We start from the raw sequence: 14,067 nt of genomic DNA, 5'->3' as shown, positions 1-14,067 counted from the left end.
ATGAACTCAGTGCGAGTATTCGGCGGAAACAACTTGACCATAAAACGCTCCAATCACTAGAGCGTTGCTACGACCATATGACTTTGCCTGCCGTTTTGGCCCCAAGACTCACGGCTCGGCGAGCGGATGTGTCCCTAGCTCTGCCCCGCCCACTCCAGCCCTGCGCGCGATGTGGGCGTGCTCACCATGGACTCCGGCGACGAGATCCTTGACGTTGTGTGGCACAGGCTGATCGCAGCCGTAGCGATGTGCTCGAAACCTGGCTACTCCGCCGTAAAAGCGCATACGCTGTGAATGTTACCGACCGAAGGATTCGCCGTGTCCCTCCACTTCGAACATTCCCCTCAGCGCCACGTTCCCGGCCCGGGTGAGCCGTCCATCCCACAGCTCGAGGTCGACCAGACCATCGCGCCGCGTCCGGAGGAAGAGATCGCCGACGCCCTGCGAGCGGAACCAGACGTGGTAGATCACAGCGAGCATCGAGTGACAACACCGCCGGGTTCGGGAACGAAATAACGCGAAAAGGGTCGTTACATTCCGCTGGACTCTGGATGCCAAGTGGGCGACATCGAGTCCGGCAGCTCGTACTCGTTCGATTTTCAGGCCCAGGATGGCAAACGCTCGAAAGCCTGGCACACTCGCGACGGACGACTCGAGACCTTGGTAATGATTCTCTCAGAGCGGGCCGGCGCCGAGGTGCACGTGCGGGAGGTCGCCTGGGGCCAGGTCTTCACGCCCGCCGCGATCGAACAGGCCAGGCGGGGGCGCTCGTTGACGCTGCGCGGCGGGCCGCGACCCCGCTGACCCGGCTCGAGGTGGATGAAGCCCTCGCGGACCATCCGCGCATCATCCAGACCCCAACCGATGGATTCTCCCGCCGCGAACAGGCCTCGGCCGACGCGGACGATGCCGAGCTGGCTAAATTGCTCACGACCGGCCAAACGGATGCCGACGGCCGCCTCGCCGCGCTCGGCCCGGTCGCGCTTCTCGCCGGTTGGTAACGCGGGACGTTCGCCACTGGGGCCTGGTTCGCGCGGTCCGGCCAGGCCACGTTCTACCCGGAGGTCACGATCACCTTCGACCTCGCCGACGTGTCGGAGCGCTATCACGTGCCCTTGCTGCTCGCCCCGTTCGCGTACTCCACCTAGCAGCGGTAGCTGACCCGTGCCGAGCCGTGAGACTTGGCCTCAAAATCACGAAAAATGGGCTGAAACTCACGGCTCGACGAGCGGATGCGCCACCCGACTCGACTACTCCACGCTCACCCGGCGGCCACAAACATAAACCCCGGTGATCGCGGGCTCGCGCAGGGCGAGCAGCAGCGCGAACAGGGTCTGCTCGGCGGCCAGCACCGCGTCGTCGGCGCGCACGGCGTTCGCCAGCACGAGTGCGAGCGGGTCCCAGCGGTCCGGGTCGATCAGCAGAAAATCCGCATCCTTGCCGAGGTCGAAGTTGCCGAACCGGGCCTCCATATCGAGCGCGCGGGCCCCGGCGAGTGTGCCGGTGAACAGCAGCGCGGCCGGGTCGAGTGCCACTCCGGCGTCGCCGGGCTCGGACAGGTGCGATTTGTAGCAGTCGTTGAGCACCCGCGCGACGAGCCATTCGTCGCCGCCACCGACATCCGTTCCAATCGCGACGTTCACCCCGAACCCGGTCGTGCGCCGCCACGGCATGGTGCCGGAGCCAAGGAACGCCTGCGAGGTCGGGCAGTGCGCGATCGACGTGCCGGTGTCGGCGAGACGGGCGAGCTCCGAATTCTGGCAGTGCACGGCGTGGGCGAGGATGCTGCGGCGGCCAAGCAAGGACGAGCCGCCGCGGGCGGAGCCCGGCAGGAAGCATCCGTCGTAGGTGTCGAGGTAGGTTTTCGTGCCGAACACCGAGCGCACCGCGTCGATCTCTCCCGTGCCCGGCCGGTCGTTCTCGTTGAGGTGACTGTGAAAGTACACGCCTCGCCCGCGCACCGAGTCGTAGAGCTCGCCGAGGCCTGCGAGGGTTGTCGGCGTCACCGACAGACTGAACCGGGGCACGATCGCGACCTGCAGCAGCGCGGTCTGGGCGTCACCCGTGTCGACGGCGTGCCAGCGGTCGATCTCGGCCGCCGTGAGCGCGATCGCGGCCTGCTCGCTCGTGACCAGCGCCTTCGCGGAGTCGGTGCCGACGGTCTGGATGCCGCGCCCGCTCACCAGGCGAAGGCCGGCCTTCTGCGTTTCTTCGAACAGGGCGTCCTGCGCCGGCGCAAACGCCGAGCCGAACACGAGGGCGCTGGTCGTACCGACGGATGCCCGCCGCCGCGTGAAATCGCGCGCCACCTGCCGGGCAAACCCCGGGTCTTCCAGCCGCGACTCGGCCGGGAAGACGCACTCGTCGAGCCATTCGAGCAGCTGGCCGCCACCGTAGGCATCCGTTGTGTAGGTCTGCGGAAAATGAATGTGAGTGTCGACGAAACCCGGCAAAATGAACCCGGTTCGGGTCACCGGCAGTGCAGTGAACGCGGCCGGCAGCTCGTTGAAGGGGCCGACCCAGGCGATCGTGCCGTCGTCGGCCGTGACGAGGGCCCCGTCGGGCACCGAAACGAGCTGCGAATGGGCCTGCGCAACTGTGGGAGCGCCGGCTATGTGAAAAATGTGGCCTCGAAAGACCGCGCTACCCGTTGATTCGTACATATCTACGGATATTATCGTGTTTCGGCGTCGAAATCGGTAATTTTGACCGTTTGCGGCGGTCGGTCGTATGGTGATCTCTGTAAGCTCGATCAGCGAGATGGTCGGCTCGCGTAGGTCGGCCGCCTGTCCGGTGGCCGAGACCGCCATCGACTGGCGCAAGCCGGTTTCGGGGCCGCGACCCGATGCGTTGGTCGAGCGCGTCGAGACCGCCATCGACCGGCGCGAGCTACCCTGCGCGAGCCGGGCGGCGCATCCGCTCAGCCGTGCAGCAGACGCCAGATACGGTCGCGGGACATGGGCAACTCGGTCGGACGGATGCCGATCGCGTCGCGTATCGCATTGGCCAGCGCCGGCGCGACCGGGTTGTAGGTTGACTCGCTCATCGACTTGGCACCGAAGGGCCCGAGCACGTCGTGGCTTTCGGCAAAGTACACCTCGGTGACCGGCAGATCCACGAGCTGGGGCACGTGGTAGTTGCGCAGCACTCGCGTCGTCACCGCTCCGGCGCCGTCGAGCACGATCTCTTCGAACAGGGCGGTGCCGAGCGCCTGCGCGACTCCGCCCTCGATCTGTCCGCGACACTGCTCGGGGTTCATCACGAAGCCGGCATCGGCGGCCTGGATCGACTGCAGAATGCGCACCTCGCCGGTGTCGGTGTTCACGGCCACTCGAAACGCGTGCACGTTGAAGGCGAGCGAGCGCAGCGCTCCGTCTTCGCGGCGCATCGCTGTGAGGTCGACGTCGTTGGCCGCGGCCCAGGCTGCGAGGTCGTCCAGGGTGACGACCGTACCCGTCGCACACAGCCCCTCCCGTTCAAGCTGCCAATCCACCTCACCGAGACCGCTGCACGATGCCGCTGCCCCAACCAGGGACTCGGCCAGCGCGGTCGCCGCGGCGAGCACGGCCTTGCCAGCGACGACGACCCCGGCCGAGCCGAACGCGCCGGAATCGTAACCGGCAGCATCCGTGTCGGAATGCACCAAATCGATGCGGTCGACAGACGTGTGCAGCGCCGTCGCCGCGATCTGCGCGTGCACGGTCGTAGTGCCGTTGCCGAACTCGGTCGTGCCGACCCGCACCAGATAGCGTCCGCCAGCGAGTAGCTGAACGGATACCTGCGAGCGGTGGCCGCGTGGCGGCGTGGTCGCGATCATTGACGACGCCATGCCGGAGCCGACTTTCCACTGGGCACCGACCGGAACGACGGACCGGTTGCCGCGCCCCAGCGCCGACTCGGCGAGGTCGAGGCACTGGTCGAGGCCATAGCTTCCAAAGACGAGGTCGGGCCCTTCCTCGTGCGTGACCACGAGCGGGTCGCCGGGCTGCACCGAATTGAGTCGGCGCAGTTCGAACGGGTCCATCTCGAGTTCCCGGGCCAGGTCGTCGAGCGCGCTTTCGATCGCGAAGATAATCTGGCCGAGGCCGTAGCCGCGGAAGGCGCCCGACGGCGGGTTGTTCGTGTAGACGCTCCGGGCATCCACTCTTTTGTTGGGCACGTTGTAGAGCGCGACGGACTCACTCGTGCCGTGGAACATCACGCCCGGGCCGTGGTTGCCATAGGCGCCGGTGTCGGCGAGCACGCCCAGTTTCAGGGCGGTGAGGCGGCCATCGGCCGTGGCGCCGAGGGTCACGTCGATCGCAAACGGATGCCGCACCGGGGCGATCGTGAGCTCGTCGGTGCGGGTGAATTCGTACTGTACCGGCTGGCCGGTACTGAGCACCGCGAGGGTGACGAGGTCTTCGGTGAGCAGCTCCTGCTTGCCGCCGAAACCGCCGCCGACCCGGGCCGTGAACACCCGCACTCCGGCCGGGTCGAGGTCGAACAGCCGGCAGATCTCCTTCTGCACCAAAAACGGAACCTGCGAGCTCGTGCGCAGCACCAGCCGGTCGCCGTCGATCCAGCCGATCGTGCCGTGGGTTTCGAGGTGGGTGTGCGAAATGCGTTGGGTCTGCCAGCTGCCCGAGACAACGGTGGTCGCCTCGGCGAGTCCGGCCGCAACGTCACCGAATTCGCCGTGCAGTTCGGCGACGAGGTTGCGCCCCGGGTCGGCCAGTCGCGACATGACCGGGTCCTTGTCGCCGTGCACCAGCGGGGCACCCGGCAGAGCAGCCAGCCAAGGGTCGAATACGGCATCGAGCACCTCGTACTCGACGTCGATCAGTCGGCAGGCGGCCTCGGCGATCGCGACCGAGTCGGCGACGACCGCTGCCACGCGCTGCCCGCGAAAACGCAGGGTCTGGTCGAAGACCAGGGTGTCGTCGGGGTCGTCGAACCGGCTCTCGTGCCGCGCGGTTGAAAACAGAGTCGTGGGGGAGTCGGCATGGGTGAGCACGCGGTGCACCCCGGGCAGCCTGGCCGCTTTCGACGCATCAAGAGAGCGGATGCGCGCGTGCGCGTGCGGACTCCCGAGCACCGCGAGGTGCAGCAGTCCGGCAACGGAAACGTCGAGGGTGTACGGCTCGAGCCCGCTCACGACACGCTCCCCGGCGATCGCGCCGGCGGAGGTGCCAACCGGGCCGACCATGCGGCTCGTGGCGGAGTGGCCCGTCATGGACTCGCTCGTCGCGACCCGTCCGGTTGAGGCCAATCCGGTCGAACCCGCACCAGCCGAAGCCGGTTCGGGAGTGGCCTGGCCGGTCGTGCGCACCGGTCCGAGGCTGGACGTTTCGGCGTGCTCGCGCTCCGGGACGACGTGGCAGGAGCCCGCCGGCGGGGTGTGCTGACCGCGAATGGCGTCATTGATCGAACGGTAACCGGTGCAGCGGCAGAGGTTTCCCTTGAGCAGGCGGGGAAGTTCGTCGGGGTCGGTGCTGAAGCTGGCATCGACGCCGTTTGCACGGGTGGTGTCGGCATCCGCTTCGATGGCGGCGGCGGTGACGACCATGCCGGGTGTGCAGAAGCCGCACTGAAACCCGGCGGCGTCGACGAAGCGCTGCTGCACCGGCGCGAGGTTGCCGGGCTGGCCGAGGCCGGCCGCGGTCGTGATCTGCTTGCCGGCTACCCGGTAGGCCGGGTAGATGCAGGAGTGCACGGGCGTGCCGTCGACCTGAACCGTGCAGGCGCCGCAGTCGCCGGTGTCGCAGCCCTTCTTCACCTCGAAGTGTTCGTGGTCGCGCAGCAGGGTGCGCAGGCACTGGCCGGGTTGGGGCGTCGCCTCGACCGGGCTGCCGTTGACCTCAAAAATGACCGTGCCAACCGTTGCGACCCGTTCCAGCGTCATGCGAGACCTCCAACAAGTTCAGCGCGAATTTCTTCGCCGAGCAGCAGTCCCATCGCGCGTCGCCAGTCGGCGGCGCCGTGGGCATCCGTGAACCAGCAGTCGATCGCGGCAATATCGCCGGCCAGCACCTCGGCGGCGGGTAGCTCCGGGTACCGCAATTGCACCGGATGCAGCGTCGCCGCCGTGACCGTGAGCACGAACAGACCGTCGGCATCGAGCCGCCCGGCGAGCACCGCGCCCGAGCGTCCGAGCGGCGACAGGGCGATCTTGCGATATGCCGTCTGCGACTGCAACGCGGCGAGCGGAACGTGAATAGAGCGCAACACATCACCGGGTGCGAGCACGTTGGTCATGTTTCCCGTGACAAACAAACGGGCCGGCACGACCTCATCGCGCCCACCAGCACGCCAGACCAGAACCTCCGCGTCGAGCGCGACGGCCAGGGTGATCATGGGCCCGGCCGGAAGCGCGGTGGCCAGGTTGCCGCCGACCGTGGCAACATTCCAGACCTTGAACGAGCCGAACAGGGCCGTGCAGCACTGATAGAACAGCGGATGCGCCGCCCAGCCCTCCCGCATCGGCAGCTGGGAGAGTTCGGTGAAGGTGCAGGTCGCGGCAATCTCGAGGCCGTCGTCCGTGATGGTCAGCGCGCGCCACCCGAAGGTGTGCAGGTCGACCAGACCCCTGAGGTGGGCTCGCGGGTCGGCGAACAGCTCGGATCCGCCGGCCAGCGGTACGACTGTCGGACCGAGCGCGGCGAGGTCGCTCCGCTGTCGAGCGGAGGTGACGTGTGTCACAGTGCTGAGGTCCATGGGTCTCCGTCGCGGGCCAAGTCGAGCCGTGCGTGCGGCCTTGAGCACACGGTAATAGCGGGTTCACAAAGTAGGCTACCGCACACTCTGCCCACCAAACTGAACCCACCATGATGAGGAGATTTCGTGTAGAAACGGGGTGTCGGCACCGGTTGATTCCCAGCCGACACTGTCAGGATTTAGGCACCTTTCGACGGTGGGAGACCGAGATGACTGCGACCCCAATCTTCGCGCACACGAAGTCAGCCGCCAACCCGGCTCCCGATTCACGCGTGCTCGGGCGCGACCATTTCGACGTCGTCGTGATCGGTGCCGGCCCGGCCGGAGCCGCTGCAGCCCTGCGCGCCGCCGAGCTTGGAGCATCCGTCGCCATCTGTGAGGCTGATCGCCTGGGGGGCACGTGCGTGAACACCGGATGCGTGCCGACTCGCGTACTCGCCAAAACCGCAAGACTCATGCGAGAGATCCGAACGGCCGACGCGTTTGGCATCTCCGTGACTGAACGTCCCATCGACTGGCCCGCCACGGTCGCCCGAGTACGGGAGACCGTGGACCGGGTTCGCTCCATGAAGGGTGAGGCCACCCGATTTGCCGATGCCGGCGTTCATCTCATCCTGGAGGGGCGCGCCCGCTTTGCGGATGCCTTCACGCTCAAGCTCGACACCGGGCGCACAATTTCGGCCGACACTGTCGTGGTGTGCGTGGGAGGTCATTCTCGCCGTCTGCCGGTGCCGGGAGCTGAACTGGCGGTAGTGCCCGAACACGTGCTCGACCTGCCTCGAGTTCCCGATCGGCTGGCGGTTATCGGCGGCGGCAACACCGGCGCACAACTGGTCACCGTGTTCAATTCTTTCGGTTCAACAGTGACGCTGCTCGACGTGGCCGACCGGGTACTCGCCACCTCCGATGAGTCCGTCTCGCAGGCCGTTGCGGAGGCCTTCGTCGAACAGGGGGTCGCCGTCCACCTCGGCATTGACGGTGTCGCCGGGCTCGATCGTGCCACGGACGGCTCGATCACGCTGACCTGGCGCGAGCACGGGCACGACGTGTCAGGCAGCTTCGACGCCGTGATCATGGCAACCGGCTGGCCAGCGGATGTCGACGACCTGGGACTGGAAGCAGCCGGTGTCGTTACGAGCCGATCGTCTATCCCTGTCGATGCGTATTTTCGCAGTTCGGTGCCGCACATCTTCGCCGTCGGCGATGCCAACGGCCGGGACATGCTGGTGCAAGCTGCACAGTCCGAGGGAGAGGCAGCAGCCGAGAACGCCGTTTTGGATGCCAACCGGCGAACCGCGCACCATTTGCTTCCGGCGGGTGGGTTCACGGATCCCGATTACGCTGGCGTTGGCCTGTCCGAGGTGGAGGCCCGGAGTCGCGACGAGCTGTGTGTGGTGGCGGTGGTACCGTTCTCGCGGCTGGATCGTGCTGTGATCGACGATCGCCAACGTGGATTTCTCAAACTCATCACCGATCGTCGGCGTGAGCTCATTCTGGGTGCTCACGCGGTCGGTGAGAACGCCGTGGAGGTCATTCAGTCGGTCACCACGGCGATGGCCGCCGGAATCGACGTGGCCACGCTGGCCAAAGTGCGCTTCGCTTACCCCACCTACAGCGCCGTGATCGGTATCGCTGCCCGAGATCTGTTGGCCGAGAACGCCGATGGGTCAGCTCGTCGTCGAGGTCACACGTCGATCGCGTAGACGAGTTCTTCCTGCAGCATGCCGAGCCAGTCATAAAGTTCGCGCAAAAACGGTGCGTCTTCACCCTCGAGGTGGACGACTCCGTCGGCGGAGACCTGCAACCGGTCGGCGAGCGTCAGCCGTAGGTCGGTGAGGCTGCGCAACCAGGCCTGCACGGCATTGGGGTCGAGGCTGATGGTGACCGGTTGGTGTTCCTCGTCGTCCGTTTCGGTCTCGTCCCGTTCCGTTCCGAGGGTGTCCAACACAATCTGGGCGTTGTGCTCCTTGCGTTCGAGTAGGCCGGGCGCTGTGAAGCGACGAAATTCTGCCGCAGCCTCATCGTCGTCACGGTAAGCGTCGGGCAGCAGGCGGCCGAAGACACCGTCGCTGCGGGCGAGCACGGGGTCGGCGGCTCCGGCATCGAGCATATCGACCAGTTGGCTGGTGGCCAGACGCAGCAGATCGACCTCGATCGCCTCGAATCGTGCGAACAGGAAACCGGAGACGTGCGGGGTGAACCGCCTCAGGCCGCTCATTCGTCAGCCTTGGCCAGGGTCGCCCAGAGCCCGTAGCCGTGCATGGCTTCGACGTGGCGCTCCATCGATTCGCGATTGCCGGTGGCCACGACGGCCCGACCGGTGTTGTGGACCTGCAGCATGAGACGTTCGGCCTGCTTCGGGGTGACGCCGAAGTAGCTACGAAAAACGTAGGCGACGTACGACATGAGATTGACCGGGTCGTCCCAGATCAGCGTCACCCACGGTCGGTCGAGTAACACGTGCTCGCGTAGCTCCGTGTGTTCGGCAGTCTGGGTCACCCCTTAAGCCTCACACGCCGCCGCAGAGTTTTCCACCGCACACGCAGACTTCCCGTGCAGATGTGCCCGCGCGGTGCCCGGGTTCAGGGAGAGGCAATATCCTTGATGTATGACGTCTTTTGCACCATCGTCCGCCGCTACACCACCCGGAACTCCCGCAGCTGGTTCCCAGCACCCCGAGTTGGCTCCACTGACCAACATTGACGTTGAACGCATTCGCAACGACTTTCCGGTGCTGCATCAGACGGTGAACGGGCATCCGCTCACCTATCTCGACTCCGGGGCAACCTCGCAGAACCCGATCAGCGTGATGGAAGCCGAGCAGGAGTACTACGAGCAGCGTAACGCCGCCGTGCACCGCGGTGCCCACACGCTCGCCGTCGAAGCGACCGAGGGGTTCGAAGCCGCCCGCGAGAAAGTCGCTGCGTTCGTCGGCGCCCAAACCGACGAAATCGTCTGGACCTCCAACGCCACCGAAGCCATCAACCTTCTGGCTTACAGCTTCTCGAACGCCTCGCTCGGCCTCGGCGGCCCGGCCGCCCGCCGGTTCAGCCTCGGCGCCGGCGACGAGATCGTTGTCACTGAGATGGAGCACCACGCCAACCTCATTCCCTGGCAGCAACTCGCGCTGCGCACCGGCGCCACGCTGCGCTTCATCCCGGTGCGGGATGACGGCACCCTCGACCTGCTCGCCGCAGCGAACATTGTCGGCCCCCACACGAGGCTCCTTGCCTTCACGCACGGCTCGAACGTCACCGGAACCCTGAACCCGGTCGCCGAACTCGTCGCCCTCGCCCGCAAAGTCGGTGCCCTCGTCGTGCTCGACGCCTGCCAGACCGTGCCGCACCTGCCGGTCGACGTTGCGGCGCTCGATGTGGACTTCGCAATGTTCTCGGGTCACAAGATGCTCGGCCCCACGGGCATTGGGGTGCTCTACGGCAAGACCGACCTGCTCGCCGATATGCCGCCGTTCCTCACCGGTGGGTCGATGATCACCACCGTGAACATGCAGACCGCCGAGTTCTTGGCGCCGCCGCAGCGTTTTGAGGCCGGCACTCAGCGCATCTCGCAGGCGATCGCGTTGGCCGCGGCCGTTGACTACCTGCGGGAGACCGGCATGGATCGGATCGCAGCGTGGGAGGCGCAGCTCGGTCAGCGCCTCGTGGCGGGGCTGGCCGAAATTCCCGGAGTGCGCCTGCTCGGCCCCGGGCTCGGCGTGGAACGGCTCGGACTGGCCGCCGTGGATGTCGCCGGCGTGCACGCCCACGACGTTGGCCAGTTTCTCGACGACGCCGGCATCGCCGTGCGGGTCGGCCACCACTGTGCCCAGCCGCTGCACCGTCGACTCGGCGTAACCGCCTCGACCCGGGCGAGCACCTACCTCTACAACACCACTGATGAGGTCGACCTGTTTCTGGCTACCCTCGCTGAGGTCGCGCCCTTCTTCGGGGTCAGCACGGGAGTGCGCCGATGAGCGACCTGCAGCAGCTCTACCAGACCATCATTCTGGAGCACTCCAAGGCCAGGAACGGAGCCGTCGACCTCACGCCGCTGGCCGAGGCTGTCGCGCTCGGCGCGGCTAGCGGCCTGCGCGTGGCCGAATCGCACCAGATCAACACGACCTGCGGTGACGAGGTGACGCTGCGCGTGTCGCTCGGCGCGGAGGCTTCTGCCGAAACGGATGGCGCTGACTCGGCCGGTGGCGCGGAAACAGCTGCGAATGCCATCGTGGCCGACCTGGTCTGGGCCGGGGAGGGCTGCTCGATCTCGCAGGCATCCGCTTCGATTCTGACGGACACACTGCGCGGCCTCAGTGTGACCGAGTCCCGGGCCCTGCTCGACAACTTTCGCGAGATGCTGCGCTCGCGCGGCAAGATCGAACCCGACGAAGAGATTCTCGGCGATGCGGCCGCGTTCGGGGGAGTCTCGCGCTATCCAGCCCGGGTCAAGTGCGCGATGCTGCCGTGGGTAGCGTTCGAGGCTGCGCTGATCGAGGCCGAGTCGCGCTAGCTGACAGCGCTACCCGCGAGGTGCCATCTTTGGCCCCATGAATGGGCGTCCTCGCGCAGAAAGCTGGACGCGCGGAGGAATCAGGCGGCGAGAGCCCCGAGCTCGGCGCGCAGCGGCCACTCCTGGCCGTCGAGAATGACCTGGGCGCAGATGCCGGTCAGCGCGTTGACCACGATTGGAGCCATGAGGTTCACCGTCGTCGCCTCCTCGCCGGGGTTGACCACGACGAGCACGATCGCATCGGCCGCCTCCGTGATTGACAGCGCATCGGACTGCTCGCTCGAGATCACCGGGGAGTAGTCGGGCAGGTAGACTCCGGCGTCGAGCACGAACATGCGCGTCTCGGCCTCGGCCTCGGCCTGCAGGGAGTACAGCCCCGCAGCTCCGTCGATCTCGCTGAGACGAAAGTCCGTGTGCGGATCGAGCCCGGGCGGCGGAGTGACGAAGCTCAGCAGGGGGCTGACCAGAAGCGAAGAGGAGCTCATCGGAGAAAGTCCATCAGTGTGGGCTGCAGCACCTTGGCGGTGACAGCGAGGGCGGATTGGTAGGAAACCTGTTGCAATTGCAGTTCGAGCACGATCTGGGTGAGGTCGACGTCTTCGAGTCCAACGCGTTGGGTCTCGAGCGCCCCGGTCTTGCTCAGCAGGTTCTCCTGCGCGCGTTCGACTTGCACCTGGCGGGCACCGATGGTGGCCCACTCGCTCGTCATCGTGCCCATTCGGGTGTCGATATTTGTGAGGTGGCTGCTGACCGTAGCGTCCGTGGTCGAGGTGCCGCGCAGGCTCGCGATGACACCGTCGAGTAGATCGAAAACGGATTCCCCGGCGCTCCCACCGAAAATCGCCGCACCATCGCCATCCACTCGAACCGTCGTGTCGGCGCTGATGCGCCGTTCCACGGGGCTGTTGGGTACGCCGCTTCCGCTGACGCCGGTGTAGGACAAGATCCCGGTATCAGGATCAGCAACGAAGGCTGCCTTAGCGTCGGAATTGCCCGCGAACACGCTGCGGCTGAGGTAGGTGGTGTTCGCCTGCGTGAGCAGCTCGGCCTTCAGGCCCTCGAGCTCGACGGCGATGGCTTCCTTGGCGGTGGCGCTGACGGCGCCGTTGGCGCCCTGCACCGTGAGGTCCCGCACCCGAATCATAATGTCGCTCGTGGCCGACATGGCGGAGTCGATGGTGGTGAGCCAGTTGTCGCCGTCGTTGGCGTTGCGGTTGTACTGGCCGGTCGCGGCCTGCTCGGCCCGCACGGCGAGAGCGGATGCCGCGGCCGTCGGGTCGTCGGACGACCGGTTGATGCCCTTGAGCGTGCTGGCCTGTTCCTGCAGCTTGGACAGCTGTGCCATGTTGTCCTGCAGGTTGCGCTGGGCCGCGCGCATCTGGGTCTGGCCGGTGACACGAGTGATCATGATTTACCTTCCTACCAGTCCGGTGCGGTTGATCAGAGTATCGAGCATCTCGTCCACGGCCGTCAACACGCGGGCGGCGCCCTGGTACGCGGTCTGGAACATGAGCAGGTTCACGTTCTCCTCATCAAGGTCGACGGAGGAGTTGGCAAGCTGCTGGCTGGAGGCGTAGGTGGCCGTGGTGCTGGCCAGGTTAGCCTGCTGCAGCTCGGACTGGGTCGCGACAGCGATCTTGGAGACGAAGTCTGACCAGGTCGTATTGGGGGAGATGACAGGGTTTCCATCGACGTCGACAGCCTTGCCTGCGCCGAGCTGGGCGATGGCATCCGCTATGGAACCGTCGTAGGCGCCACCGTTTTCGATGTCGCCAGCGACGATTTCTGAACCCTTCGTGGGAACGACATAGAGGCCGAGGGCGGCAGGTTTACTCGCGTCGGACAAGAAGAACTCGCTCGACAGCGCTCCCGTTGACGACTTGCCAGTCATATAGATGTCGTTGACCTTCGTCCTGAGTTCCGTCGCGAACTCGTTGTAGCCGGTTGCTGCGGTGACCAAGTCACCGGTCGGAGCCAACAACGTCAACGCCCCCGCAATCTCTCCGCCGTCAATCGTCACAGCAGACGTACGCGCGGAATCGGCCCAGGCGAGGGTGACCGCGCTGCCGCCCATGGCGTCGTCGAGCGTTGAAGCCCCAGACACCGTCAGCGCACTGGCCGTCCCGCCACTCACGAGCGCGTTGCCGCCAATCAGCACGTTGACCGTGCCGTCACTCTGCGCGACAACGGATGCCCCGGTGAGCGCCGAAATCGTCGTCGTCAGCAGTTCGCGCTGGTCGAGCAGCTCATTGGCGCTGCCGCCGGTGGCGAGCGTCGTGCGAATTTGCACGTTGAGGGCGGCCACCTGGCTCGCCGCGGTGTTGAGCTCGGACACCATGCTGCCGAGGTCGCCGCGTACCGAGGAGTACTCGGTGCTAACCGCCTGGTAGCCCTGGGCAATCATGGTGGTCAGTTCGCCGGTAGTAGAGAGGAGCAGCGCGGCGGGAGTGGCCGAGTCTGATCCGTTGGAGAGTTCCTGCCAGCCCGCCCAGAATTCGTCGAGCTTGGCCGAGATGCCGTTCTCGCCGGGCTCGTTGAGCGAGGTCTCAATGCTGCTCAGGGAGTTCGCGCGCACCGCGGTGTAGCCGGCGGCCGCTGCGGAGTTACGCACGTGGGCATCCAACTGGGCATTGCCGAGGCGGGCGATACCGTCGACCGAGACACCCTCGCCCACGCGCAAGCCGCCCGTGAGCTGGCCGGTTTCGGCCAGGCTGCCGACCGCCGAGGTAGTCACCCGCTGGCGGGTGTACCCGACCGTGTTGGCGTTGGAGATGTTCTGCCCGACGACGTCGAGACCTTTTCTGGCCGCGACGAGTCCCGAGTAGGCCGTGTTCAGACCGCTGAAGGTACTCATCGCGACTT

At 66.3% G+C, this 14,067-nt stretch carries 14 protein-coding genes and 1 pseudogene; 7 read left to right on the top strand and 8 right to left on the bottom strand.

Annotation, left to right across the window (positions count from 1 at the left end):
- Positions 1 to 318: 318 nt before the first annotated feature.
- The 4 genes and pseudogenes from CXY80_RS14485 to CXY80_RS20805 form a co-directional block, all read left to right on the top strand.
- Positions 319 to 516, top strand: a complete 198-nt coding sequence (locus tag CXY80_RS14485; protein WP_199182277.1) for a hypothetical protein — start codon at positions 319 to 321, stop codon at positions 514 to 516.
- A gap of 42 nt (positions 517 to 558) precedes the next feature.
- A complete protein-coding gene (locus tag CXY80_RS14480; RefSeq protein ID WP_104132906.1) occupies positions 559 to 804 on the top strand; it encodes a hypothetical protein in 246 nt (81 codons plus the stop codon).
- 11 nt (positions 805 to 815) lie between these two features.
- Positions 816 to 1,001: a hypothetical protein gene (locus tag CXY80_RS19770; RefSeq protein WP_199182276.1), complete on the top strand. Its 186-nt coding sequence runs from the start codon at positions 816 to 818 to the stop codon at positions 999 to 1,001.
- 18 nt (positions 1,002 to 1,019) lie between these two features.
- Positions 1,020 to 1,148: pseudogene (locus CXY80_RS20805) on the top strand (hydroxyisourate hydrolase); the annotation flags it as partial.
- Positions 1,149 to 1,250: 102 nt separating this feature from the next.
- Here CXY80_RS20805 and CXY80_RS14470 read toward each other — a convergent pair.
- The 3 genes from CXY80_RS14470 to CXY80_RS14460 form a co-directional block, all read right to left on the bottom strand.
- Complete coding sequence (locus CXY80_RS14470) at positions 1,251 to 2,663, bottom strand: amidohydrolase family protein (protein ID WP_104132913.1); 1,413 nt, start codon at positions 2,661 to 2,663, stop codon at positions 1,251 to 1,253.
- A gap of 257 nt (positions 2,664 to 2,920) precedes the next feature.
- Positions 2,921 to 5,884, bottom strand: coding sequence for a molybdopterin-dependent oxidoreductase (locus CXY80_RS14465; RefSeq protein ID WP_104132905.1), 2,964 nt, complete (start codon positions 5,882 to 5,884; stop codon positions 2,921 to 2,923).
- Positions 5,881 to 6,696, bottom strand: coding sequence for a xanthine dehydrogenase family protein subunit M (locus tag CXY80_RS14460; protein WP_104132904.1), 816 nt, complete (start codon positions 6,694 to 6,696; stop codon positions 5,881 to 5,883). The genes CXY80_RS14465 and CXY80_RS14460 overlap by 4 nt, the downstream gene beginning before the upstream one ends.
- A gap of 209 nt (positions 6,697 to 6,905) precedes the next feature.
- Here CXY80_RS14460 and CXY80_RS14455 point away from each other — a divergent pair, with 209 nt between their 5' ends.
- Complete coding sequence (locus tag CXY80_RS14455) at positions 6,906 to 8,399, top strand: NAD(P)/FAD-dependent oxidoreductase (protein WP_104132903.1); 1,494 nt, start codon at positions 6,906 to 6,908, stop codon at positions 8,397 to 8,399.
- Here the strand turns inward: CXY80_RS14455 and CXY80_RS14450 are convergent.
- Both CXY80_RS14450 and clpS read right to left on the bottom strand, forming a co-directional pair.
- Positions 8,381 to 8,914, bottom strand: a complete 534-nt coding sequence (locus CXY80_RS14450) for a DUF2017 family protein (protein ID WP_104132902.1) — start codon at positions 8,912 to 8,914, stop codon at positions 8,381 to 8,383. The genes CXY80_RS14455 and CXY80_RS14450 overlap by 19 nt on opposite strands.
- Positions 8,911 to 9,195, bottom strand: coding sequence for an ATP-dependent Clp protease adapter ClpS (gene clpS / locus CXY80_RS14445; RefSeq protein ID WP_104132901.1), 285 nt, complete (start codon positions 9,193 to 9,195; stop codon positions 8,911 to 8,913). The genes CXY80_RS14450 and clpS overlap by 4 nt, the downstream gene beginning before the upstream one ends.
- Before the next feature lie 109 nt (positions 9,196 to 9,304).
- Here clpS and CXY80_RS14440 point away from each other — a divergent pair, with 109 nt between their 5' ends.
- A complete protein-coding gene (locus tag CXY80_RS14440; protein ID WP_104132900.1) occupies positions 9,305 to 10,669 on the top strand; it encodes an aminotransferase class V-fold PLP-dependent enzyme in 1,365 nt (454 codons plus the stop codon).
- Complete coding sequence (gene sufU, locus CXY80_RS14435) at positions 10,666 to 11,205, top strand: Fe-S cluster assembly sulfur transfer protein SufU (protein WP_104132899.1); 540 nt, start codon at positions 10,666 to 10,668, stop codon at positions 11,203 to 11,205. Before CXY80_RS14440 ends, sufU begins: the two co-directional genes overlap by 4 nt.
- An 80-nt stretch (positions 11,206 to 11,285) precedes the next feature.
- Here sufU and CXY80_RS14430 read toward each other — a convergent pair whose 3' ends face one another.
- From CXY80_RS14430 to flgK, 3 genes are read right to left on the bottom strand one after another with little or no spacing between them, the layout of a single operon-like run.
- Positions 11,286 to 11,690 carry a flagellar assembly protein FliW gene (locus tag CXY80_RS14430; protein WP_104132898.1) on the bottom strand — a complete coding sequence of 135 codons (405 nt, stop codon included), beginning with the start codon at positions 11,688 to 11,690 and terminating at the stop codon, positions 11,286 to 11,288.
- The gene (gene flgL, locus CXY80_RS14425; protein WP_104132897.1) at positions 11,687 to 12,613 is read right to left on the bottom strand and encodes a flagellar hook-associated protein FlgL; all 927 of its coding nucleotides are present in this window, start codon (positions 12,611 to 12,613) and stop codon (positions 11,687 to 11,689) included. Before flgL ends, CXY80_RS14430 begins: the two co-directional genes overlap by 4 nt.
- A gap of 3 nt (positions 12,614 to 12,616) precedes the next feature.
- Positions 12,617 to 14,059 (bottom strand): flagellar hook-associated protein FlgK, encoded by a 1,443-nt coding sequence (flgK, locus tag CXY80_RS14420; RefSeq protein ID WP_104132896.1) that lies wholly within the window; start codon positions 14,057 to 14,059, stop codon positions 12,617 to 12,619.
- Between the last annotated feature and the right edge of the window lie 8 nt (positions 14,060 to 14,067).

The sequence above is a fragment of the Cryobacterium sp. M91 genome (genome assembly GCF_002929615.1).
GTDB classification, from domain to species: Bacteria; Actinomycetota; Actinomycetes; order Actinomycetales; family Microbacteriaceae; genus Cryobacterium; species Cryobacterium levicorallinum.
This window is presented reverse-complemented; position numbering and strand designations above follow the sequence as displayed.